We start from the raw sequence: 22,641 nt of genomic DNA on the forward strand, positions 1-22,641 counted from the left end.
CAGGGCGGAGCCCCGGCGGGGATCTCCCCGGGGCTCGGCCCCGGGCCCCGCAAAAGGCCGCGGGCCTTTTGAAACCGGGCCGGAATGGTGCTTAAGACGAGGGATGTCGCACAACACCTTCGGCCACCTGTTCCGCGTCACCACCTTCGGCGAGAGCCACGGCCCCGCGCTCGGCTGCGTGGTCGACGGCTGCCCGCCCGGCCTCCCGATCTCGGAGTCCGCCATCCAGGCGGACCTCGACCGGCGCCGCCCCGGCCAGTCGCGCTTCACCACCCAGCGCCGCGAGCCCGACCAGGTCCGCATCCTGTCCGGCACCTTCGCAGAGGGCGACGGCCCCGCCCTGACGACCGGCACCCCGATCGCGCTGATGATCGAGAACACCGACCAGCGCTCCAAGGACTACGGGGACATCAAGGACAAGTACCGCCCCGGGCACGCGGACCTCACCTACGACGCCAAATACGGCATCCGCGACTATCGCGGCGGCGGCCGCTCCTCGGCGCGCGAGACGGCGGCCCGCGTCGCCGCCGGCGCGGTGGCGCGCCTCGTGATCCCCGGCGTGAGCGTGCGCGGCGCCCTGGTGCAGATCGGCCCGCACCGCGTCGACCGCGCGCGCTGGGACTGGGACGAGGTCGCCCGCAACCCGTTCTTCTGCCCGGACGCCGTCGCGGCCCAGCAGTGGGAAGGCTACCTCGACGGCGTGCGCAAGGCGGGCTCGTCCGTCGGCGCGGTGGTCGAGGTCGTGGCCGAGGGCGTGCCGGCCGGCTGGGGTGCGCCGGTCTACGCCAAGCTCGACGGCGAGATCGCCGCGGCCTTCATGAGCATCAACGCCGTCAAGGGCGTCGAGATCGGCGACGGCTTCGCGGCGGCCGAACTGACTGGCGAGGAGAATGCCGACGAGATCCGCCGCGGGCCCGACGGCCGGCCCGCCTTCCGCTCGAACCACGCAGGCGGGCTGCTCGGCGGCATTTCCACGGGCCAGCCGATCGTGGCGCGCTTCGCCGTGAAGCCGACCTCCTCGATCCTGACGGCGCGCGAGACGGTCGACCGCTCCGGCGCCGAGACGGAGATCCTGACCAAGGGGCGGCACGACCCCTGCGTCGGCATCCGCGCCGTCCCGGTCGGCGAGGCCATGCTGGCCTGCGTGCTCGCCGACGCCTTCCTGCGCCACCGCGGACAGGTCGGCGAAAGGCGAACCTTTTAGCGATACTAAAAATTTCGCGTTTTGAGCTTTACTGAAATCCGCCCGGCGCTATCATCCGGCCGATGAAGCTCGCCGACTGGCTCACTTCCAACGCCGTCACCCGCTCCGCCTTCGCGCGGCGGATCGGCGTGACGCCGGGCGCCGTCACCCAGATGTGCGGCCCGGCCGCCTGGGTGTCGCGCGACACCGCCGAGCTGATCCTTCGCGAGACGGCCGGCGGCGTGACGCCGAACGACTTCCTGTCCGGCCTGTTCCCCTTCCCTGCCGCCGATGGAGCCAAGACGATGAGCGATCAGACTGCCGTGATGGAAGCCATCGAGGCCATCGCGCGGGGCGAGATCGTCGTGGTGACCGACGACGACGACCGCGAGAACGAGGGCGACCTCGTCGTCGCGGCGCAGCACTGCACGACCGAGAAGATGGCCTTCATCATCCGCAACTGCTGCGGGATCGTCTGCGCACCGATGACCGGCGCTGACGCGCGCCGCCTCCACCTCGCCCCCATGGTGGCGGCCAACGACGCGCCGCTCGGCACGGCCTTCACGGTGACGGTCGACGTCAAGCACGGCATGACCACGGGCATCTCGGCCGAGCAGCGCGCCAACACGGTGCGGGCCCTGTCCAACGGCAACATGGCGGCGACCGACTTCGTGCGCCCCGGCCACATCTTCCCGCTGATCGCGCGCGACGGCGGCGTGCTGACCCGCTCCGGCCACACGGAGGCGGCCGTGGACCTGTGCCGCCTCGCCGGCCTGCCGCCCGTCGCCGTCATCTGCGAGCTCGCCAACGACGACGGCACCGTCATGGTGGGGCCGCAGATCGAGGCCTTCTCGGCCAAGCACGCCCTGAAGCGCATCTCCGTCGCCGACCTGATCGCCTATCGCCAGTCGCGCGAGAAGCTCGTCGAGCGCGTCGCGACCTTTCCGGTCAAGACCGCCATCGGCGAGCTGACGGGCTACACCTTCACGACCCCCTTCGACGAGGTGCAGCACTTCGCCTTCGTCTATGGCCGGGTCGGCGACGGGCGGAACGTGCCGGTGCGGCTGCACCGCGCCGACATCGTCAAGGACGTGCTCGGCGGCAACCACGTCATCAACGCCGCGCTGGAGCGCTTCGCCGCCGAAGGGCGCGGCGTGCTGGTCTACCTGCGCGACGGCACGGCCGGCGTGCCGGTCTCGTCCGTGTCGGAGGAAGGGACCGAGTCGAAGCGCGTCAGCCAGTGGCGCGAGATCGGCGTCGGCGCCCAGATCCTGCGCGACCTCGGCATCGGCTCGATCAAGCTGCTGGCCTCGGCCGAGCGCACCTACGTGGGCCTGTCCGGCTTCGGCATCGAGATCGCCTCGACGGAGGCGGTCGGGAGCTGAGGCTCCCCCCGCCGCGGGCGCGGGACGGGATATCACCCCTTCCCCATCAGCGCCGCCACGTGGGCGGTGACCGACCGTCCCAGCCCCTGCAGGTCGTATCCGCCTTCCAAAAGCGACACGAGCCGGCCTCCCGTTTGGTCCATCACCCGCCGGGTCGCCCAGGCGAAGTCCGCCTCGTCGAGCTCGATCGCGCCCAGCGGGTCCCGGCGGTGCGCGTCGAACCCGGCCGACACGATGACGAGGTCCGGGCCGAAGGCGGCGATCCGCGGCAGGATGAGGTCGTCGAGCGCCGAGCGGAACACCTCTGACCCGTCGCCGGCCCGCAGCGGGGCGTTGACGATCGTGTCGTGGTCGCCGCGCTCGCTCCGCGCGCCCGTGCCGGGGAACAGCGGCATCTGATGCGTCGAGCAGTACATCACGTCCGGGTCGTCCCAGAAGATCGCCTGCGTGCCGTTGCCGTGGTGGACGTCCCAGTCGAGGATCGCGACCCGCCCGGCGCCGTGGGCCGCGCGGGCGTGGCGCGCCGCCACCGCGGCGCTGTTGAAGAAGCAGAAGCCCATGGCGGTGGCGCGCTCGGCGTGGTGGCCGGGCGGGCGCATGGCCGAGAAGGCGTTCTCGGCCCGCCCGCTCAGGACCTCGTCGACCGCCAGCACGGCGCCGCCCGCGCCGCGCAGGGCGGCCTCCGCCGTGCCCGGCCCGATCGCGGTGTCGGCGTCGATGCGCAGGAGCTGCCCGGCCCCGGGCCGGGCCGACAGCAGGGCCTCGACGTAGCGCTCGGGGTGCACGCGCCCGAGCGCCTCGCGCGTCGCCTCGGGCGCCTCCAGCCGGCGCAGCGCCGCGAAGGCGTCCCCCGACAGCGCCGCCGCCACGGCGCGCAGCCGGTCGGGGCGCTCGGGGTGACCCTCGCCCATGTCGTGGCCGAGAGCGGCCTCGTGGCCGATGAGGATGGTCGTCACTGCGCCTCCGGGCCGGTCCGCGCCCGACGCGTGGTGCGCGGGACACGGGAGCGGCTTCTCTGCTTGCCCGCCTGCTGGCTCCGTTCCCCAACTTAAACCCCCCATGGTAGGGTCCGCATATCGGGCGAGAGCGGCGCGGAGTGGGATCGATGGGGATGGCGTGGCGGGCGGCACTGGCGATGGCGGGCGCCGTCGCGCTGTCGGGGTGCGAATACAAGGCCACCCCCGACCCCGTGCTGTCGGCGCGCGACAGGGACTTCATCGCCCAGGTGCCCAAGGCCGACATGGGCCGAAACTTCGAGCGCTACCAAGTCGACGACCCGACCGGCCAGCCGCCCGGCACCATCGTGGTCGATACACGGGAGAAGCTGCTCTATTACGTGCTCGCCGGCGGCAAGGCCGTGCGCTACGGCGTGGCGACGGGTGCCGAGGCCTACGGCTGGCACGGCACCGCCACGGTGAAGCGCATGGCGGAATGGCCGCGCTGGATGCCGCCCGCCGACATGGTGAAGCGCTGGCCGCACCTGAAGCCCGTGGTGGCCGAGGGCGGCATGCCGGGCGGCCCGGAGAACCCCCTCGGCGCCCGCGCGCTCTACCTCTACGACGGCGCCGGCCACGACACGCTGTACCGCATCCACGGCACCAATGAGCCGACCGAGATCGGCCACGACGCGTCCTCGGGCTGCATCCGCATGCGCGACATCGACGTGATCGACCTCTACAACCGCGCCAAGGTGGGCACGCGCGTCGTCGTCATGTGACGGCGGCCGACACCGAAACCTCGAGGATCTCCGGCGGCACGCCGATGCGGGCCGGCAGGCCCGACTCGCCGAGGCCGCCCGACACGATCAGCTGCCGCCCGTCCTCGACGATGTGGCCGTAGTTGTAGCGCCGCGACGGCGTCACGATGGGCCCCATCCCCGGCAGCACGATCTGCCCGCCGTGGGTGTGGCCCGACAGCGTCAGGCTGACCCGGTCGGACATGTGGCGGAAGGCGTTGGGCTCGTGCACGAGCATCACGACCGGGGCGTCGTCGACCACCTGCCGGAGCGTCGCGTCCATGTCCGCGACGATGCGCTCGACATGCGCGAGCCGGCCGCGCGACATCAGGTCGAGCATGCCGGCCAGCCAGAACCGGTGGCCGCCCTTGCTCAGCGGCACGGCGCGGTTCTCCAGCACCTCGACCCGGATCGCGCGCAGCGCGCGGCGCACGTCCTCGGCCCCGCCCGGCATGCCCGGCACGGGCCCGTGCCACCAGTCGTGGTTGCCGAGGATCGCGTAGGTCCCGAGCGGCGCCCGCAGCACCGACAGCGCCTCGGCCCAGGCGCCCGGCATGACGGGGCCCGACACCAGGCGGTGGCCGGCGTTGAAGTCGCCGAGCAGCAGGACGAGGTCCGGTTCGAGCGCGTTGCACTGCTGCGCGATGGCGTGCACGCGCTCGGCCGGCATCCAGGGCTCGCAGGCGTGGATGTCGGAGATCACGCCGAGGCGCAGCGTGAACCCGTCGGGCCAGCGCGGCGCCGTCACGGCGTAGCGCCGCACGAGCGGCGTCATCATGGTCTCGCCGGTGGCCGCCCAGGCGCCCACGCCGCCCGCGCCGAGCGCGAGGGCGCCGGTGGCGGCGAGGACCTGCCGGCGGGTGATGGTCAGGGCGGGCTCCTCGCCATGGCGGCGCGGGGTCAGGCCGCGCGCGGGGCCATCACCTGCGGCTTCGCGGCGGGCTTGTCCACCCCGGCGGCGGCGCGGGGCGCGGGGTCCGGCTGCGTGGTGAAGCGCAGGGCGGCGGCGACGGCGGAGATGCCGATCTCGCGGTAGAGCCGGGCCTGGAGGTCGCGGGCGTCCTGGCGGGGGGCTGGGTCTTGCGTCATGCGGGGGGCATCCTGGCCGCTCCGCCACGGCGGCGGCGAAAGCGGAAACGTCGTGAACGATGCGCGAACCCTGGCGGATCGTCGTTGCGAAAGCGTCAAGGCGAGTTCCCCTCGGCCTGTGCCACCTCAGGGCAGGTCCCACTGGCACAGCCTGACGCCGGTGCGGCGGTGCTCGAGGTCGAGGTGAAGGTCGGCCTCGTGGTAGCGGTCCGAGCCCGGCCCCAGCACGGTCGCGAAGCGCGCGCAGGCCGAGGACCGGAGCGCCGCGATCGTGCCGCGGGCGTCGCCGCCGTTCAGCCCCACCACGCGGCGGGCGAAGCGGAAGGACAGGAGGTCGACCGCGTTGCCGCGCGCGTGCTCCGATAGGCGCCCGCCCGGGATCGCGTTGCGCGGGCGGCACGCGTAAGCGGCAGCGTCGGCCACGCCGAGCAGCTCGCCCTCGGCGGCCGTGGCCGGCACCACGTCGTCGCGCAGCCAGTCGGCGATCGTTCGGGCGAGGTCGCAGCGCATCAGGGCGGGCGGTACCAGGGGCACGCGGCGGCCGTCGCGCAGCACCACGGCCTCCAGGGTCACCGGGCTCGCGATGCCGCATCCGCCCGACCCGGCGACGGGCGCGGCCGCCCGCGCCACCACGGCGCCGCTCGCGAGCAGCGGGCCGCAGGCGAGGTCGGGCTCGGGCGGGGCCGGCGGCGGTGGAGGTGTCGGCGGAAGGGGAGGCCCGAAGGCTTCGCGCGGCATCGGTGGCGGCACCGGGGGCGCGGGCGGCCCGTCCTCCTCGGGCCGCGGCACGGCGGCCTCCGGCGCCGCGGCGCCGGGCGGGCGCGGCACGGGCAGCGGCACCGCGCTGGCCGGAACGTGGATCGCCGCCAGCGCGAGGGCGACGCCCAAGGCCAGCGGCCGGGCTACCGCGGAAGCGCTGTCTCGCATAGGCTCGTCCCGTTCCCCTTCGGCCAAGACCACCATGCCCCTGACCGACGTCAAGCCCATGCGCCGCGCCGGCGTCCCGTGCTGAGGCGCCGCCTCGCGCCGGAGCCCTACGCCGCGTCGGCGACCGCCGGGCGGTCCTGCGCGCTCTTCGGGGCGCTGCTGGCCGTCATCGCGGTGCTGATGGGACGCGGCGGCGCCGTCGACCCGCGGGGCGCGCTGGCGGTGCTGGGCTTCGGGCTGCTGTTCGCGCTCCTCGCCGCCGCGCTGGCGGTCTGGTCGGCCGGTGTGATCTGGCGCACGGGCCGGCGCGGCACCGGCCGCGCCCTCGCGGCGCTGGTCATCGCGGCGCTGGTCCTCGCCTATCCGGCCTGGCTCGCCGCGCTGGCCGCGCTGCGCCCGACGGTCGCCGACGCCTCGACCGACGCGGCCGCGCCCCCCGCCTTCTCGTCCTCGCCGACCGCGCTGGCGGCGCGGGGCGGGGCCGTGCACGAGGAGCCCCCGGCCGAGGCGCGCGAGGCCGAGCGCCGCCTCTACCCGAACCTCCAGCCCGTGATGCTCGACGTGTCGGTGGAGGAGGCCTACGACCTCGCCCTCAAGGCCGTGCAGGGCCGCGGCTGGCGGGTGATCGAGGCCGTGCCGCCGCGGGGCAAGTTCGGCGCGGGCCATATCGACGCCGTCGCGCCGACGCGGGTCATGGCGCTGCCCGACGACGTCGCGATCCGCATCCGCCCGGCCTCGGGCCAGGCGCGGGTGGACGTCCGCTCGGCGTCCCGCTTCGCCCGCACCGACGCCGGCGAGAACGCCGCGCGCGTCCAGTCCCTGTCGGACGAGTTGGAGGACGCCGCCTCGTGATCCGTCACGCGGCGGCGTAGCGGGCCTTCAGCGTCGCGGGCCCGTCGGCGGCGACCTGGCCGTCGGCCACGAGGTCGACGAGGTGGGCCAGCACGGACAGGCCGGCCGCGCCGCGCAGCGAGGGGGCGAGGTCGCGGTAGAGGCTCGCCACCAGGGCCGGCACCGTGGCGTCGCCGGCCGCGATCCGGCGCAGGATGGCGCCTTCGCGCATCTGCCGGTGCAGCACCAGCGCCTTCACGAAGGCGCGGGGCGCGCGCACGGGCCCGCCGTGGCCCGGCCAGTAGACCGCGTCGTCGCGCCCCTGCAGCTTGCGCAGGGAGGCCATGTAGGCGCGCATCGAGCCGTCCGGCGGGGCCACCACCGTGGTCGACCAGGCCATGACGTGGTCGCCGGAGAACAGCGCGTCCTCGTCCGGCAGCGCGAAGGCGAGGTGGTCGGAGCTGTGGCCCGGCGTCGCCACCGCGACGAGGCGGTAGCCCGGCCCCTCGACGGCATCGCCCTCGCCGAGCACGCGGTCGGGGCCGTAGCGGAGGTCGAAGGCGGCGTCGAGCGCCGGCAGGCTCGGGTCGTCGGGGCGCGCGGCGCGGCGCGGCGGGCCCGCCACCTCGGCGCCCGTGGCGGCCTTGAGCAGCGCCGCGCCCGGCGCGTGGTCGCGGTGGGTGTGGGTGACGAGGATGTGGCGCACGGTCTCGCCCGCCACCGCCGCCATGATCGCGGCGACGTGGTCGGCGTCGGCGGGGCCGGGGTCGATCACAGCGACCTCGCCGCGGCCGACCACGTAGGTGCAGGTGCCCGTGAAGGTGAAGGGCCCGCCGTTGTTGGCGACGAGCCGGCGCACCAGCGGCGACACCCGCTGGAGTTCCTCGGGCTTGGCCGCCATCGTGCGGTCGAAGGGGATGTCGTCGGGCGCGGAGGTCATGCGGGGTTTTCGCGGCGCTTGCCGGGATAGTGACGTCAACTTAAGAGAGGTGTCAGCCTGCGGCTGCGCGCACCGGAAAGCAAGCGCACCGGCGCCGTCCGCCGTGCCCGCGTCCTCCGGGGGGAGCCCGAACCATGACCGACATCCGCATCCGCCTGCCGGCCCATCCCACGCTCGCCTGCGCGGTCTGGCCCGAGCAGGCCGCGCCCGGTCTGCGCCTTGCCCGCGCCTCGCTGCTGGCGCTCGTCGGCAGCGCCGTGATGGCGCTCTCCGCCAAGCTGTCGGTGCCCTTCTATCCCGTGCCGGTGACGATGCAGAGCCTGGCGGTGCTGCTGATCGCCGCCGCGTTCGGCTCGCGGCTCGGCGCCGCCACCATGGCGCTCTACCTCGTCGAGGGCGCGCTCGGCCTGCCGGTCTTCGCCGGCACCCCGGCCCACGGCATCGGCCTCGCCTACATGATGGGGCCGACGGGCGGCTACCTCCTGGGCTACGTCGCCGCCGCCTTCGCGGTGGGCTTCTTCGCCGAGCGCGGCGCCGACCGCTCCGTGCCGCAGCTCCTCGGCGCCATGACGCTCGGCCACGTCATCCTGTTCGCGACCGGCTACGCCTGGCTGACGCATCTCGTCGGCGCGCAGGCGGCCTGGACCGGCGGCGTGCTGCCCTTCGTCATCGGCACGGTCGTGAAGACGCTGCTCGGCGCGCTGCTGGTGCCGTCGGTGTGGGGGCTGGTCAGCCGGCGCTGAGGGCGACGGCACCGCCCGAGTGCCGGTTCGCACCGGCGCTCAGACGGGAAAATAGTCGTCGATCACCATGTCCCGATAGTCGCGGCGGGCATGGATGACCCGAAGCACGAGCCGGAGCCTGCGATCGACGACGATCAGGAACGGATACGGCGTCGTCGAGACGAAGCGGATCTCGTCCCCCAGCCCTATGTCGGGACGGGCGCTGCCCAGTCCGACGCCTCGATCGATGTGATCGAACAGGCGTTGAAATCGAGTGCGGACCTTACGGGCGTGCTCCGCCCCACCGTATTTCAGCGCGCCGTCCAGGATCAGCTCGATCTCGTCCAGCGCTGTCTGGGTGAACGGCATTCGTTCACGATGGCGGAAGCGGCGCGTTCCGGATGTCGTGATCCGCGAGGCGCGTTTCCTGTTCACGGCAAGCGGCCTCGTTGCGGGCGAAGATCGCCGCCAAGCGCGCTTCAGAATCAGGCGCGGCGCCACGACGGCGCAAGTCGTTCAGTTGGCGAACGAAGAGGTCCTTGGCCTGATCCTCGGTGGTCGGCTTCTGCGTCATGACCTGCTTTCTCCGCTGTTACGCAGGATAGGACCTGGTCCGGCCGAAGCCAACAGGTCTCCGCCGTCCCGCCACCCTCAATGGAAGTTCCGCCCCTTCGGCATGGCCCGGCGCGCTCCGCCGGCCGCGAAGGGCGCGGGCTCCCGCGCGGGGGGCAGGGCGTCCGGCGGCCGGATGCCCGCCGCGAGGTCGCGGCCCGAGCGGCGCGCCTTGGTCTCGTGCGTCTGCGGCTTCTTCAGCTCGTCGGCGTGGGGCGTGCCGTCGAGCGGCTCGCGCCCGAGGGCGTCGAGCTCCGCCGACAGGTCCTCCAGCCGCTCCGCCACGAGGTGGACCACGCCGGACGCCTCCTGCACGGAACCCCATACGCCGAGCAGCCGCGCCGCGATCACGGCCGGCCGGTTGGCCTCGAAAACCTTGGGCCACACGATGACGTTGGCCGGCCCGGTCTCGTCCTCCAGCGTGAGGAAGATCGTGCCGTGGGCCGAGCCCGGCCGCTGGCGCACCAGCACGAGCCCCGCCACCGCCGCGCCGCGGCGCCCGCGGCCGCCGAGCTCGCCCGCGCGCTCGAGGCCTCGCCGCGTGAGCCCGCCCCGCAGGAACGACACCGGATGCGCCTTCAGCGACAGCCGCAGGCGCCGGTAGTCCTCGATCACGTGCTCGCCGAGCCGCAGCGGCGGCAGCGCCACGGCGGGCTCCAGCCCGCCCGGGGAGGTGGTGAAGAGCGGCAGCGCGTCCTCGCCGCCCGCACGGTCGAGCCCCCGCACGGCCCACAGCGCCGCGCGCCGGTCGAGCCCGAGCGAGCGGAAGGCGTCGGCCTCGGCCAGCACCTCCAGGGCGGCGGGCGACAGCTCGGCCCTCAGCCACAGGTCGCGCACCGAATCGTAGCCGGCGCCGCGGCGCTCCACGAGCCGCTCCATCTCGGCCTCGCGCAGGCCCTTCACCAGCCGCAGCCCGAGCCGGATGGCCCGGTCGCCGAACACGTCGTCGCGCATGTCGGCGTGCTTCGGGTGGAGGCGCGCGCCGGTGCCGTCGTGTTGCGAGCCCAGCGGCACGAGCGCGTGGTCCCAACCTGAGAAGTTCACGTCGACCTCGTGCACCGCGACGCCGTGGTCGCGCGCGTCGCCGACGAGCTGGGCCGGGGCGTAGAAGCCCATCGGCTGGCTGTTCAGCAGCGCGCACGCGAAGGCGTCCGGGTAGCGGCACTTCATCCAGGCCGAGGCGTAGACCAGCAGCGCGAAGGCGGCGGCGTGGGACTCGGGGAAGCCGTAGGTGCCGAAGCCCTCGATCTGGGCGAAGCAGCGCTCGGCGAAGGCCAAGTCATACTTCCGCTCCACCATCCCGCCGATCATCTTGTCGCGGAACCGCCCGACGAGGTCGACGCGCTTGAAGGTCGCCATGGCGCGGCGCAGGCCGTCCGCCTCTGACGGGGTGAAGCCCGCCGCCACGATGGCGATGCGCATCGCCTGCTCCTGGAACAGCGGCACCCCCATGGTCTTGCCGAGCACGGCTTCCAGCTCCGCGGACGGGTAGGTGACGGCCTCCGACCCCTCGCGCCGGCGCAGGTAGGGGTGAACCATGTCGCCCTGGATGGGCCCGGGCCGCACGATCGCGACCTCGACCACGAGGTCGTAGAACTCGCGCGGCCGCAGGCGCGGCAGCATGGACATCTGCGCCCGGCTTTCGATCTGGAACACGCCCATCGTGTCGGCGCGGCTGATCATGCGGTAGACCGCCTCGTCCTCGCCCGGCACGGTGGCGAGGCGGTATCGCTCGCCGTAGTGGCGGTCGATGAGGTCGAAGCCGCGCTGGAGCGCCGACAGGATGCCGAGCGCCAGCACGTCGACCTTGAGCATGCCGACAGCGTCGAGGTCGTCCTTGTCCCACTCGACGGTGGTGCGCTCCGCCATGGCGGCGTTGAGGATCGGCACGGCGTCGTCGAGCCGCGAGCGGGTGATGACGAAGCCGCCCGTGTGCTGCGACAGGTGGCGCGGGAAGCCGCTCAGCTCCTCGGCGAGCCGCAGCACCTGCGCGAGGCGCCGCTCGCCGGGGTCGAAGCCGATGCGCTTCGCTTCCCCGGGGTCGATGCCCTTCGACCAGTAGCCCCACACCGTGCCGTTCAGCGCCGCCACGGCGTCGTCCGACAGGCCGAAGGCGCGGCCGACCTCGCGCACGGCCGAGCGCGTGCGATAGGTCACGACGCTCGCGGCCAGCGCGGCGCGCTCGCGCCCGTAGCGGCGGTAGATGTACTGGATCACCTCCTCGCGCCGCTCGTGCTCGAAGTCGACGTCGATGTCCGGCGGCTCGCGCCGCTCGACCGACAGGAAGCGCTCGAACAGGAGGTCGTGGTGGACGGGATCCACGGAGGTGATGCCGAGCGCGTAGCACAGCACCGAATTGGCCGCCGAGCCGCGGCCCTGGCACAGGATGCCGAGGCTCCGCGCGTGGCGCACGATGTCGTGCACGGTGAGGAAATAGGCCCAGTATCCGAGCTGGGCCACGATCGCGAGCTCGCTGTCGAGCTGCGCGCGCACCTTCGCCGGCGCCCCGAGCGGGTAGAGTTCGGCGAGCCCCGCCTCGGCATAGGCTTCGAGCGCCTCGCGCTCGGTGGCGTAACCGTCGCGCAGCTCGTCGGGGTAGTTGTATTTCAGCTGCGACAGGTCGAACGCGATCCCGGCCAGGAAGCGCAGCGTTTCGCCGACCGCCTCGGGCGCTTCCGCGAAGATGCGCGCCATCTCGGCCGCGGGCTTCAGGTGGCGCTCGGCATGGGCGTCGAGCCGGCGTCCCATGGCGTCGAGGCTCAGGCCCTCGCGGATGCAGGCGACCACGTCGGCGAGCGGCCGCCGGTCCGGGTGGTGCATCAGCGGCGCGTTGGTGGCGAGGAGCGGCGCGCCGGTCAGGCGCGACAGGGCGGCCCGCTCCGCGAGACTCCGCCGGTGGGCCGGCCCGTAGAGCTGCGTCGCGGCGAGCCAGACGCGGTCCGGCGCGGCTTCCCGCAGGGCGGCGACGAGCGGCGCCCAGTCCTCGGGCGATGGCGGCTCGCCGCCGCGGCCCGATCCCTCGCACAGGATCAGTTGCAGCCCGTCGCTGCCCGCCAGGAGGTCGGGCAGCACGAGGCGGCAGTCGCCCTTGGCGGCACGGCGGTTGCCGAGCGTGAGGAGGCGCGTCAGCCGCCCGTAGCCGCCGCGGTCGACCGGGTAGGCCAGCACGTCGGGCGTGCCGTCGGCGAAGACGAGCCGCGCGCCGACGACCACGCGGAAGGGCTCGTCCGCGGGGATATTGTCGCGGCGGTAGCTCCAGGCCCGCACCACGCCGGCCAGCGAGTTGCGGTCGGCGATGCCGACGCCGGCGAGCCCGATCGCGCGGGCCTGCGCCACCATCTCCTCGGGGTGCGAGGCGCCGCGCAGGAACGAGAAGTTGGTGGCGGCGGCCAGTTCGGCGAAGCGTGTCACGTCCCTATCCCGTCAGGACGCGGTCCCCTTCTCCCCTCGCGGGAGAAGGTGCCTCTGCGGAGCAGAGGCGGATGAGGGGGCATGGCGCCGCGCTCGACGATGCACCCTTCGAAGCGGATGGCGCCGCGCCAAGCCCCCTCATCCGTCGCCGCTTCGCGTCGACACCTTCTCCCGCGAGGGGAGAAGGGGAGCGCGTCCTGAGAGCCCCGAGCGTTTTCACCCGAACAGCCCGTGCAGGAACCAGCGCGGGCGGTCGACCTCGCGGCCGAACAGGCCCTCGCGGTAGAGCCAGTAGCGGCGGCCGTGGCGGTCCTCGGCGCGGAAGTAGTCGCGCGTGAGCTCGGCCTCGCCGGTCCACCATTGCGGCGCGATCCGCTCTGGCCCCTCGATGGCGGCGACGTCGTGCATGACCTGCCGCCAGCGGAACCGCACCGGCGGCCCGTCCGGCACCGAGGCCACGGTGTCGATCGGCTCGGGCCGCTCGAACAGGCGGATCGGCCGGCACAGGCCCGCGCCGTCGCCACCGGGCCCGGGGTCGGGCGCGGCCATCGGGAGCGCCACCACGGCGCATTCCGGCAGGTGGCTGTCGCGGGCCGCGAGCCGCAGCACGCGCCGGAGGCCCAGCCGCGCCCCGAGCCGGTCCGCGAGGTCGGCGAAGGAGTCGGCCGAACCCGCGTCCTCCGGATCGAGCCCGTCCTGGCGCGCGTCGAGCTTCTCGCCCTCGGCCACGGCGAGGCGGATCAGGTCGAAGCCGTAGCCGGTGTCGAGCCCGTCCTCGCCGAGGGCCGCGATCTTCTCCCGGAACAGCGCGAACAGCGCCTCGGGGTCGCGCGTCGGGCGGCTCGTGCCGAGCCGCAGGTGCTTCACGGCGCCGTCGACGCGGAAGAAGCTCGCCGCCACCGTCCGGGCGCCCTCGCCCCGCCGGGCCAGCGCGGCGCAGAGGTGGCGGCACAGCGGCAGCAGCGCCGCCTCGATCCCCTCGGCGCGGGTCAGCCCGGCCGCGAAGCGCCGCTCCGCCACGCAGCGGGGGGCCTCGAACCGCGGGCCGATGGGCGACAGGCTGCGCCCCATCAGCCCGTCGAGCCGCTGGAGCACCTCGGCGCCGAAACGCGCCGCGATGGGAGCGCGCGGGCGATGGAGCAGGTCGCCGACGCGGGCGAGGCCGGCGCGGCCGAGCCCCGCCACCACCTCGGGCGCGATCCGCAGCGCCGCCAGGGGCAGGGCGGCGGCGAGGGGCTCGAAGCCGGGCTCGTGCGGCGCCGGGGCGATCGTCTCGGTCCCGAAGCGCGCCAGGGCCCAGGCGGCTTCGGGCGTCGACGCCACGGCGGCGCGGCAGGCGAGGCCCTGGCGCCGCAGGCCCGATTCCACCGCCTCGACCAGCCCCGTCTCGCCGCCGAAGAGATGCGCCGAGCCGCCGACGTCGAGCATGGCGCCGTCCGGCCCGTCGGGCGCCGACAGCGGCGTGAAGCGCCGGCACCAGTCGATGACCGCCGCCATCAGGGCGGCGTCGGCACCCGCGTCTGCCTCGACGACGCGCACCGCCGGGCACAGAGCCCGCGCGTCGGCGAGCGCCTGGCCGGGACGGAGGCCGCGTGCCGCGGCCAGCGCGCAGACCGCCGTGAGACGCTGCGCGCCCTTCACCTTGGCGACTATCACGAGCGCTTCATCCGGCGCGGGCCCCGAAGGCGACGACGCTCGCGCTTCGGCGCGCCGGACGCGGTCCGTCGGCAGCAGGGGCAGAAACGCCGACAGGTAGCGCGTGAGCATCGAAGCATCTCCTGTGCTGGTTCCAGACGAGCGCGTGACGGCGGTCGCGGTCGAGGTCGGCCTCGCCGCCGAGGCGGAGCTTCAGCACTCGCACCGCCACGGCGGGGGGGCCGGGGATGGGCACGCGGCTCCCCGCCGACGCGAGGCGCGGGCTCGGGCAGGCCGCCACGGCCAGCCGCGTCTCAGCGGCGCTCGACAGGCCCGCGCCCCGGCCCGCCAGGCCGGCGTGGAGCAGGATCGCGGCGCCGCGGCCGTTCTGCGCGGCGAGCAGCAGGCGGCGCGACGGAGCGAGCCCGTAGGGCTTGGCGCTCCACAGCTCCGCCAGCACGGCCGGCGCCCCGAGCCGCAGCGCCTCCTCCAGAGCCCAGAGCGTCGCCGGCCCGTCGCCGGTGCGGACCAGGATCAGCCGGTCGGGGTCGATCCCGTGCGCGGCGAGGCCGGGCCGGTAGGGCAGGCCGGTCTCGGCCGCGGCGTGGTCCTCCACGATCCACACCAGCGGCGCGGGCCCGGCGCAGCGCCCGGCGGCGGCGAGCGCGAAGCCGGCCGCCGCGGCGGCGTCCCGCGCGTCCTCGGCCACGACCTCGTGCAGGGCCCCGCGCCGGAGGCCGCCCCCCAGCGCCGCGTCGAGCGGCAGCGCCCCGTCGCCGAGGCCGACCGGCGGCGGCCCCGAGGCCGCGCGCCGCCGCGGCGCGCCGGACCGCCCCGCCTCGATGCGGGCGACGGTGTCGCGCAGGGCGGCGACACCCGAGATGTGGTGGAGATCCGACAAAGCTCGCCCCGGACGATGCGACCACGCGACTCACCGGCGGTCCCTCCCGACAATCGGGAGGGCCCACCATGTGTTCCTGTTTTGTTCTGATATGGATTCCGGGTCCGGCTCGCCGAGTCAATACTGGGGGAAACACCGCGGGTTGGTGTCCCCGGAGGATTGAACCCACAGTTTTGCTGCCCTGGATTGTGGGGTCGAGCGGCTTATCCACAGCTGAATGGCATTGGGTCAGCTCGTTCGATCGTCTCCGGTCTCGCTCGGCCCCGTCCCTTGTGGAGCCACCGGCTTCAAGGATCTCGGAGCATCGGGGTCAGCCCCCTTCTCCCCTTGCGGGAGAAGGTGCCTCCACGCAGTGGAGGCGGATGAGGGGACGAGCGCCCGCTGTCCGGAGCGGGAGGGCTCATCGTCGAGCACGGCGCCATGCCCCCTCATCCGACCCGGCTTCGCCGGGCCCCCTTCTCCCGCGAGGGGAGAAGGGAGCTACCCCGATGCTCTCCGACAGCCATGAGGGAGAGGGGAGCGGCCGGCGTCTCTGCTCATCCTCTGCAACAGAGGCCGGCTCCGGAGGCGGGACGCAGCCATGCGGCGGTCCGGGTGCCCGGCACGCCTATTGCAGCGCACAATAAGTCGGACGATACGATCGCCGACCCGGGATCGCGAGCCCCTGCGAGGGCCCGCGGGCCGGCTTCGCGCGCCTCGGGCGCGCCACCTTCGAGACGGGGGACATCCCATGACCGACGCCATCCTTCCCCGCGTCGTTCCCGCGCCGGCCAGGACGGACCGGCGCCGCACCGGCCTGATCGAGCTCGCGCTGGCGGTCGGCGGCTTCGCCATCGGCACCGGCGAGTTCGCCACGATGGGCTTCCTGCCCGACCTCGCCCGCACGCTCGACATCTCCGAGCCCACGGCCGGCCACGTCATCAGCGCCTACGCGCTCGGCGTCGTGGTGGGCTCGCCGATCATCGCCGTGCTGGCCGCCAAGCTTCATCGCCGCACGCTGCTGATCGGGCTGATGGGGGTCTTCGCGCTCGGCAACCTCCTGAGCGCGCTGGCGCCGGGCTACCACGCGCTGCTCGGCCTGCGCTTCCTCACCGGCATGCCGCACGGCGCCTATTTCGGCGTCGCCTCGCTGGTCGCGGCCTCGCTGGCCCCGGCCGGAGGGCGGGCCCGCGCGGTCGGCCGCGTCATGATGGGGCTGACCATCGCCACCGTGGTGGGGACGCCGCTCGTCACCCTGCTCGGCCAGTCGCTCGGCTGGCGCCTCGCCTTCGCGGGCGTGGGCGGCGTGGGGCTCTTGACGGTGCTGCTGGTCGCGCTCTTCGTCCCCACGAGTTCGGCCACCGCGTCGAGCCCTCTCGTCGAGCTCGGCGCGCTGCGCCGCCCGCAGGTGTGGCTGACGCTGGGCGTCGCCGCCGTGGGGTCGGGCGGCGTCTTCGCCATCTACACCTACGTCAGCTCGACGCTGACCCAGGTGGCGGGCCTGCCGCTGGCGCTGGTGCCGGCCGCCCTGGTGCTGTTCGGCCTCGGCATGACGGCCGGCAACGTCGTCGGCTCGAAGCTGGCCGACCGCGCCCTGATGCCGGCCATCGCGGGCGTGCTCGCGTGGGACGCCGCCGTCGGCGCGGTCTACGCCTGTGCGGCGCACAATCCCTGGACGGCCGCGGAGGCGCTGTTCCTGGTCGGCTGCGGCTTCGCCATCCTGCCCGGCCTGCAGACGCGGCTGATGGACGTCGCCGCCGACGCGCAGACCCTGGCCGCGGCGCTGAACCACTCGGCCTTCAACGTCGCCAACGCGCTCGGCGCCTGGCTCGGCGGCATCACGGTCGCGGCCGGCTACGGCTGGACCTCGACCGGCTCGGTCGCGGCCGCCCTGCCGGCGCTGGGCCTCGCGGTCTTCGGGGTCTCGGCCGCGCTGGAGCGGCGGGCGAAGGCCTGAGGCCGGGTCCGGTTCCCGAAGGCCTCGCCTCCGGCGGGGTTCGGGGTGGCGGCCCGAGAAGAAAGCACCGGGGCGCCGCCCCGGACCCCGCGAAAGGCCGGGGGCCCTTCGAAACCGATCCGGATCAGAGGCCAGGCGCCCGCCCGGCTTCGAGCGCGGCGATGCGGCGGCGCAGCTCGTCGTTCTCCTCGCGGGCCAGGGCCGCCATCTCGCGCACGGCCTCGAACTCCTCGCGCGTGACCACGTTCATGCCGGCCAGGATGCGCTCGACCTGCGAGCGCACGGCCGTCTCGGCCTCGCGCTTGACGCCGTTGGCGACGCCGGCGGCGTTGGTCATGAGGCTGGCGAAGTCGTCGAAGATGCGGCCGCGGGTCTGGGGCATGGCTCGGGTCCTGTGCTGGTCCGCCGCCGACATGGCTCCGCTTGCGCCCGGCCGCAAGCCCGCCCGCGCTATTCGTCCTCGCCGAACCGGTTCGCCACCAGGGCCGCCAGGGCGTCCACCACCGCCTGCGCGTCGGGCCCGGTGGCCGACACCGTGACGGTGGTGCCGCGGCCGGCGCCCAGCGTCAGGATGCCCATGATCGACTGGCCGCCGACGGTCTCGCCCGAGCGCGTCACCGTGACGTCGGCCTGGAAGTGCTCCACGCACTGGACGAACTTGGCCGTGGCCCGGGCGTGCAGCCCCTTGCGGTTGACGATGGGGAGGTCGCGCGTCACCGCCGCCCCGTCCACCGCCTCGGCCCCCTGCTCCATGCGCTACTTCCCGTTCAGCACGCGGCTGGCGATGTTGATGTATTTGCGCCCGGCCTCCTGGGCCTGGGTCACGGCGACCTCAAGGCTCGCCGCCTCGCGCACCGAGGCGAGCTTGATCAGCATGGGCAGGTTGATGCCCGCCACCACCTCGACGCGGGTGCGGTCCATCACCGAGATGGCGAGGTTGGAGGGCGTGCCGCCGAACATGTCGGTCAGGAGCACGACGCCCTGGCCGGTGTCGACGCTGGCCACGGCGGACACGATGTCCTGGCGCCGCTGCTCCATGTCGTCCTCGGGACCGATGGTGATCGTCTCGATGCCCCTCTGCGGCCCCACGACGTGCTCGAGCGCGGCGCGGAATTCCGTCGCAAGGTGGCCGTGGGTCACGAGCACCATACCGATCATTGCAAGCTACCGCTCATGCCTTTGCCGGGAAGACTGCCTGCTCGACCGTTCGGTCCCGGCGCAATCTTGTGCATCGCGGCGAACTTGGCAAGCGAAATAGGGTCGCCCTCACGGCGCCACGCCGGGCAAGGCCGCCCTCACCAGCGCCGTCCTGACCAAGGCGATGGCGTCGAGGCTCGGCGGCCCCGCCGGGAGCGAGACGCGGGGCAGCACGACGCCCGCGATGGCGCAGCGCAGCGCGTCCGGCGCGGGATGGCGCTCCGGCCGGCCCTCGACGAGGTCGACCACGAGGCCCAGCACGCAGGCGGGCTCGTGCTCGACGGCGACGATCCCCAGACCGCGCCGCTCGGCGCGCCCCGCCAGCGCGGGATGCGGCCGGGCGACGAGACGGTCGCCCCGGCGCGTCACCAGCGTGCGGTCGTCGGCGACCAGTCGGGCGAAGGCGCCCGAGGATCGGACCTGGTCCACGAGCGCCAGGGCGAGGGCCGTCTTGCCGGCGCCCGACGCGCCCCGGATCAGCACGCCGCTCTCGCCCAGCACGGCCGTGGTGGCGTGGAGGTTCTGCCCGTCGCTCACCCGCGCGCCCCCACGGCGGGCAGCCACACCGTGAAGCGGGCGCCGAACACGCGCGGCTCGCCCGGCTCGCTTTCCCCGTCCTCGGCCGCGGGGGCGACGCGGTTGGCGGCCCAGATGCGTCCGCCGTGCGCCTCGATGATCTGGCGCGAGATGGACAGGCCGAGCCCCGAGTTCTGCCCGAAGCCCTGGTCGGGCCGGTCGGTGTAGAAGCGCTCGAAGATGCGCTCGAAGGCGTGGGCCGGGATGCCGGGCCCGTCGTCGTCGACGATCACCTCGACGCCGGCCCGGCCTTCCTCGTCGAGCCGGGCCGGCCGCACCGAGACCCGCACCGTTCCGTCCTCCTCCGAGAAGGAGCGGGCGTTGTCGAGCAGGTTGTTGATGACCTGCCCGAGGCGCGAATCGTGGCCCATCACGCGGTAGCCCGGCCCGTCCTGGCCCGGCGGGGGCAGGGCGACCGTGAGGGCGAATCGCACGCCGTCGCCGCGCTCGACCTCGTTGGCCACCGACACGACGGTGCGCACCAGCGCAGCCACGTCGAGCCCCGCCGTGCGGTTGCGGGCGAGCTCGGCGTCGAGCCGCGACGCGTCCGAGATGTCGCTGATGAGGCGGTCGAGCCGCTTGATGTCGTGCTGGATGATGGCGGTGAGCCGCCCGCGCGACTCCTCCGCCTTGATGCGGGGCAGGGTTTCCACCGCGCTGCGTAGCGAGGTCAGCGGGTTCTTCAGCTCGTGCGCCACGTCGGCGGCGAAGCTTTCCGTCGCCTCCATGCGGGAATAGAGAGCGCGCGTCATGTCGCGCAGCGCGCGCGACAGGTGGCCGATCTCGTCCGCGCGGGCGGTGAAGTCCGGGATCTCCTCGCGCGAATCGACGCCCCGCCGCACCCGTTCGGCCGCCTCGGCGAGCCGGCGGATCGGCCCCGCGATGGTGTTGGCGAGGAACAGCGACAGCACGAACATCACCACGGCCGCGACCAGGAACACCCGGAACAGGGCCCAGCGGTCGGACGCGATGATCTTGTCGACGTCGCCGGGCTGGGTGGACAGGAGCAGCGCGCCCTGGACCTTGTTGGCGTTGACGATCGGCACGGCCATGGACACGATCGTCTGGCCGCGGGCGTTGACCCGCACGATCCAGCGCGTGTGACCGCCCAGCGCTTCGGCGACCTCGGGCAGCTCGGCGTCGCCGTTGCGCCCCTCGTCGAGGGCGGCCTCCGGCTTGCCCAGGCGGCGGCGGAGGTCGAGCCAGGCCCGCTCGAGCCACGGCAGGTCCGACGCCGGCAGCGCTTTCGAGCGGGCGCCGGGCAGCGCCATGGCGCGGGTGTCGACCACGCGCACGCCGTTGCTGTCGAAGATGCGCGCCCGCGTGCCGGTCGGCGTCACGAGGCGGCGCAGCACGGGCCCGACACGGTCGGGGTTGATGGAGAACTCGAAGGCCGCCGCGTCCTCGTCGGCGTTGGGCGGCTGGCCCGGCGTGGCCTGCAGCAGCTTCTCGGGGTCGACGGTGATGTTGGCGTCGTCGACGCTGGCCGAGGCCGCGATGGCGGCCGCGATGATCTCGCCCTGCGTCTGCAGGCTCTGCACGCGGGCGTCGATCAGCCCCTCGCGAAACTGGTTGATGTACAGGAACAGCACCAGCAGGGCGACGAGCCCGCCGAGGTTCAGCACGACGATGCGCCGCGTCAGCGACGACGACAGCCGCGTCGTGGCCGAACGCAGGGCCATGCGCAGGCGCAGGCCGACCGAGCGCCGGAGGCGGCGGGGGCGCGAGCGGCCCGGCGGCCGCCCGCCCAGGCGGGTGCCGGCGCCCGGAAGCGGCGACGTGGTCATCGGGGTCCGGACCCCACGGGCGGACGCCCGGTCACGCTTCCTTGAAGCGGTAGCCGACGCCGTACAGCGTCTCGATCATCTCGAAGTCGTCGTCCACGACCTTGAACTTCTTGCGCAGCCGCTTGATGTGGCTGTCGATGGTGCGGTCGTCGACGTAGACCTGGTCGTCGTAGGCGGCGTCCATGAGGGCGTTGCGGCTCTTCACGACGCCGGGCCGGGTCGCCAGGGCCTGCAGGATCAGGAACTCGGTGACGGTGAGCACCACCTGCTCGTTCCTCCAGGTGCAGGTGTGGCGCTCGGGGTCCATCTTGAGGTTGCCGCGCTCCAGCAGCTTGGCCTCCGACTCCTTCTGAGCGGCGGCCTCCTTGGGGTTGGCGCGGCGCAGGATGGCCTTGACGCGCTCCACCAGCAGGCGCTGCGAGAACGGCTTCCGGATGAAGTCGTCGGCGCCCATCTTGAGGCCGAACAGCTCGTCGATCTCCTCGTCCTTCGAGGTCAGGAAGATCACCGGCAGGTCGGACTTCTGCCGCAGGCGGCGCAGCAGCTCCATGCCGTCCATGCGGGGCATCTTGATGTCGAAGATGGCGAGGTCGGGCGGGTTGGTCTTGAGGCCGTCCAGCGCCGCGGCGCCGTCCGTGTAGGTCTGCACCCGGTAGCCCTCGGCTTCCAGGGTGAGCGACACGGAGGTGAGGATGTTTCTGTCGTCGTCGACGAGGGCGATGGCCGGCATGGTGATCTTCCGGGACAGCTGAGGTACGCGCCGACCGGTGCGGGGCCGAAGCAGGGTGCCGCGAGGCGGCGGGTGACTTGATGGCCATACTAGGCCGAAATGTGACGCAGCGCGAGCTTCCTGATTGACAGTGGCCCGGTCGCCTCAGCTGAAAGCCCTGCCGAAGAGCGGGTTCTGCCCGGAAACCGTTCATATCCGGTGCAGGACGAGGCAACCACACTGCCCTCCGTCCATTAGGCAACGGTGGACATGGGGGACTCACGCGTGAAGCGCATCATCATCTCGGCCGTCGCGGTATCGGCTCTGCTGTCTAGTCCTGGAACGAGCTTCGCCCAGTACCGCGATCCCGGCGAGGCCGCGGCGGGCGCCGTGGTGGGCGGCATCATCGGCGGCGTGCTGGCCGGGCCCGAGCTCCGCCGCGAGCGTCAGCTGGAGCTGCTGCGCCGCGAGCGCCTGCGCCGCCTGTACGGCGGGCGGCCCTTCCCGGTCGGCCCCGGCTACGGGCCGGGTCCGGGCTTCGGACCGGGGCCGGGCGGCCCCGGCCCCGGTTTCGGCGGCCCCGGCGGGCGCGGCCCCGGCTTCGGCGAGGGGCGCCCCGGCGAGGGCCCGGGCCGTCCGGGCGGCGAGGGACCGCGCATCGGCCAGGGCGAAGGCGGGCGCCAGGGGCAGGGCCAGGGCGAAGGGGGGCGTCAGCGTCCGCCGGAAGGCCAGCGCCAGGGTGGCGGCGAGGGCGAAGGCCGCCAGGGCCAGGGCCAGGGCGGCCAGCGCATCCAGGGCCAGGGCCAGCAGGGTCAGGGCGAAGGCGGGCGCCAGCGTCCGCCCGAAGGCCAGGGCGGGCAGGGCCAGCGCATGCAGGGCCAAGGCGGCCAGGGCCAGGGCGGCCAGGGCCAGATGCAGGGTCAGGGCGGCCAGCGCCGTCCGGGCGGCCAGGGGCAGCGCCCCGGCGAGCCCTATCCGGGGGCCGCGGAAGGCGGCGTGCCGGCCAACGCCATGGGGACGGGGCGGCAGCCCTGACGCCGCGCGCCGGCGGAGCCTCAAGGCTCC

General features: G+C 74.0%; 23 protein-coding genes. 7 read left to right on the forward strand and 16 right to left on the reverse strand.

Translation table 11 applies throughout. The annotated features are described in order from the left end of the window. Window positions 1-103: 103 nt before the first annotated feature. Entirely contained in the window at window positions 104-1,204 is a 1,101-nt protein-coding gene (gene aroC, locus L7N97_RS22740) for a chorismate synthase (RefSeq protein ID WP_237480540.1), read from the forward strand. A 62-nt stretch (window positions 1,205-1,266) separates the two neighbouring features. Further along, window positions 1,267-2,568: a 3,4-dihydroxy-2-butanone-4-phosphate synthase gene (gene ribB / locus L7N97_RS22745; protein ID WP_237480541.1), complete on the forward strand. Its 1,302-nt coding sequence runs from the start codon at window positions 1,267-1,269 to the stop codon at window positions 2,566-2,568. A gap of 32 nt (window positions 2,569-2,600) precedes the next feature. Here the strand turns inward: ribB and L7N97_RS22750 are convergent, their stop codons facing one another. Next, on the reverse strand, window positions 2,601-3,524 hold the full coding sequence (locus tag L7N97_RS22750) for a histone deacetylase family protein (RefSeq protein WP_237480542.1): 924 nt from the start codon (window positions 3,522-3,524) through the stop codon (window positions 2,601-2,603). 149 nt (window positions 3,525-3,673) lie between these two features. Between L7N97_RS22750 and L7N97_RS22755 the strand changes: the two genes are divergently transcribed. Continuing rightward, complete coding sequence (locus L7N97_RS22755; protein WP_428981017.1) at window positions 3,674-4,285, forward strand: L,D-transpeptidase; 612 nt, start codon at window positions 3,674-3,676, stop codon at window positions 4,283-4,285. Here L7N97_RS22755 and L7N97_RS22760 read toward each other — a convergent pair. The 3 genes from L7N97_RS22760 to L7N97_RS22770 all read right to left on the reverse strand — a co-directional run bounded on the left by L7N97_RS22760 (window position 4,278) and on the right by L7N97_RS22770 (window position 6,319). Then, window positions 4,278-5,111, reverse strand: coding sequence for a metallophosphoesterase (locus L7N97_RS22760; protein ID WP_237480544.1), 834 nt, complete (start codon window positions 5,109-5,111; stop codon window positions 4,278-4,280). The two genes, L7N97_RS22755 and L7N97_RS22760, sit on opposite strands and share 8 nt — an antisense overlap. 92 nt (window positions 5,112-5,203) lie before the next feature. Beyond that, a complete protein-coding gene (locus L7N97_RS22765) occupies window positions 5,204-5,392 on the reverse strand; it encodes a hypothetical protein (RefSeq protein ID WP_237480545.1) in 189 nt (62 codons plus the stop codon). Window positions 5,393-5,518: 126 nt separating this feature from the next. Continuing rightward, complete coding sequence (locus L7N97_RS22770; RefSeq protein ID WP_237480546.1) at window positions 5,519-6,319, reverse strand: extensin-like domain-containing protein; 801 nt, start codon at window positions 6,317-6,319, stop codon at window positions 5,519-5,521. A gap of 78 nt (window positions 6,320-6,397) precedes the next feature. Between L7N97_RS22770 and L7N97_RS22775 the strand changes: the two genes are divergently transcribed. Then, a complete protein-coding gene (locus L7N97_RS22775; RefSeq protein WP_237480547.1) occupies window positions 6,398-7,171 on the forward strand; it encodes a DUF1499 domain-containing protein in 774 nt (257 codons plus the stop codon). A gap of 4 nt (window positions 7,172-7,175) precedes the next feature. On the opposite strand, the gene L7N97_RS22780 is transcribed toward L7N97_RS22775, so the two are convergent. Next, window positions 7,176-8,090: an MBL fold metallo-hydrolase gene (locus L7N97_RS22780; RefSeq protein WP_428981018.1), complete on the reverse strand. Its 915-nt coding sequence runs from the start codon at window positions 8,088-8,090 to the stop codon at window positions 7,176-7,178. Window positions 8,091-8,224: 134 nt separating this feature from the next. On the opposite strand from L7N97_RS22780, the gene L7N97_RS22785 reads away from it, so the two are divergent. Further along, on the forward strand, window positions 8,225-8,833 hold the full coding sequence (locus L7N97_RS22785; protein ID WP_237480548.1) for a biotin transporter BioY: 609 nt from the start codon (window positions 8,225-8,227) through the stop codon (window positions 8,831-8,833). Window positions 8,834-8,872: 39 nt separating this feature from the next. Here the strand turns inward: L7N97_RS22785 and L7N97_RS22790 are convergent, their stop codons facing one another. The 5 genes from L7N97_RS22790 to L7N97_RS22810 form a co-directional block, all read right to left on the reverse strand. Continuing rightward, entirely contained in the window at window positions 8,873-9,181 is a 309-nt protein-coding gene (locus tag L7N97_RS22790; protein ID WP_237480549.1) for a type II toxin-antitoxin system RelE/ParE family toxin, read from the reverse strand. A gap of 4 nt (window positions 9,182-9,185) precedes the next feature. Then, complete coding sequence (locus tag L7N97_RS22795; RefSeq protein ID WP_237480550.1) at window positions 9,186-9,386, reverse strand: hypothetical protein; 201 nt, start codon at window positions 9,384-9,386, stop codon at window positions 9,186-9,188. 77 nt (window positions 9,387-9,463) lie between these two features. Continuing rightward, window positions 9,464-12,835, reverse strand: a complete 3,372-nt coding sequence (locus tag L7N97_RS22800) for an error-prone DNA polymerase (RefSeq protein WP_237480551.1) — start codon at window positions 12,833-12,835, stop codon at window positions 9,464-9,466. Between the two features lie 216 nt (window positions 12,836-13,051). Beyond that, window positions 13,052-14,491, reverse strand: coding sequence for a Y-family DNA polymerase (locus L7N97_RS22805; RefSeq protein ID WP_309242837.1), 1,440 nt, complete (start codon window positions 14,489-14,491; stop codon window positions 13,052-13,054). Between the two features lie 7 nt (window positions 14,492-14,498). Then, on the reverse strand, window positions 14,499-15,371 hold the full coding sequence (locus tag L7N97_RS22810) for an ImuA family protein (RefSeq protein ID WP_237480553.1): 873 nt from the start codon (window positions 15,369-15,371) through the stop codon (window positions 14,499-14,501). Window positions 15,372-16,101: 730 nt separating this feature from the next. Between L7N97_RS22810 and L7N97_RS22815 the strand changes: the two genes are divergently transcribed. Continuing rightward, window positions 16,102-17,307 carry an MFS transporter gene (locus L7N97_RS22815; RefSeq protein ID WP_237480554.1) on the forward strand — a complete coding sequence of 402 codons (1,206 nt, stop codon included), beginning with the start codon at window positions 16,102-16,104 and terminating at the stop codon, window positions 17,305-17,307. Between the two features lie 124 nt (window positions 17,308-17,431). On the opposite strand, the gene L7N97_RS22820 is transcribed toward L7N97_RS22815, so the two are convergent. The 6 genes from L7N97_RS22820 to L7N97_RS22845 form a co-directional block, all read right to left on the reverse strand. Beyond that, window positions 17,432-17,689, reverse strand: coding sequence for an accessory factor UbiK family protein (locus tag L7N97_RS22820; protein WP_237480555.1), 258 nt, complete (start codon window positions 17,687-17,689; stop codon window positions 17,432-17,434). A gap of 68 nt (window positions 17,690-17,757) precedes the next feature. Continuing rightward, window positions 17,758-18,060: an HPr family phosphocarrier protein gene (locus tag L7N97_RS22825; RefSeq protein ID WP_237480556.1), complete on the reverse strand. Its 303-nt coding sequence runs from the start codon at window positions 18,058-18,060 to the stop codon at window positions 17,758-17,760. A 3-nt stretch (window positions 18,061-18,063) separates the two neighbouring features. Further along, window positions 18,064-18,465, reverse strand: coding sequence for a PTS sugar transporter subunit IIA (locus L7N97_RS22830; RefSeq protein WP_237480557.1), 402 nt, complete (start codon window positions 18,463-18,465; stop codon window positions 18,064-18,066). Between the two features lie 108 nt (window positions 18,466-18,573). Further along, on the reverse strand, window positions 18,574-19,041 hold the full coding sequence (locus L7N97_RS22835; protein WP_237480558.1) for an HPr kinase/phosphorylase: 468 nt from the start codon (window positions 19,039-19,041) through the stop codon (window positions 18,574-18,576). Next, window positions 19,038-20,867, reverse strand: a complete 1,830-nt coding sequence (locus L7N97_RS22840; RefSeq protein ID WP_237480559.1) for a stimulus-sensing domain-containing protein — start codon at window positions 20,865-20,867, stop codon at window positions 19,038-19,040. Before L7N97_RS22840 ends, L7N97_RS22835 begins: the two co-directional genes overlap by 4 nt. Window positions 20,868-20,898: 31 nt before the next feature. Further along, the gene (locus tag L7N97_RS22845; RefSeq protein WP_237480560.1) at window positions 20,899-21,597 is read right to left on the reverse strand and encodes a response regulator transcription factor; all 699 of its coding nucleotides are present in this window, start codon (window positions 21,595-21,597) and stop codon (window positions 20,899-20,901) included. A gap of 264 nt (window positions 21,598-21,861) precedes the next feature. Between L7N97_RS22845 and L7N97_RS22850 the strand changes: the two genes are divergently transcribed. Beyond that, complete coding sequence (locus tag L7N97_RS22850; protein ID WP_237480561.1) at window positions 21,862-22,611, forward strand: hypothetical protein; 750 nt, start codon at window positions 21,862-21,864, stop codon at window positions 22,609-22,611. Window positions 22,612-22,641 lie beyond the last annotated feature (30 nt).

It is taken from the genome of Lichenibacterium dinghuense (assembly GCF_021730615.1).
Taxonomy (GTDB): domain Bacteria; phylum Pseudomonadota; class Alphaproteobacteria; order Rhizobiales; family Beijerinckiaceae; genus Lichenihabitans; species Lichenihabitans dinghuensis.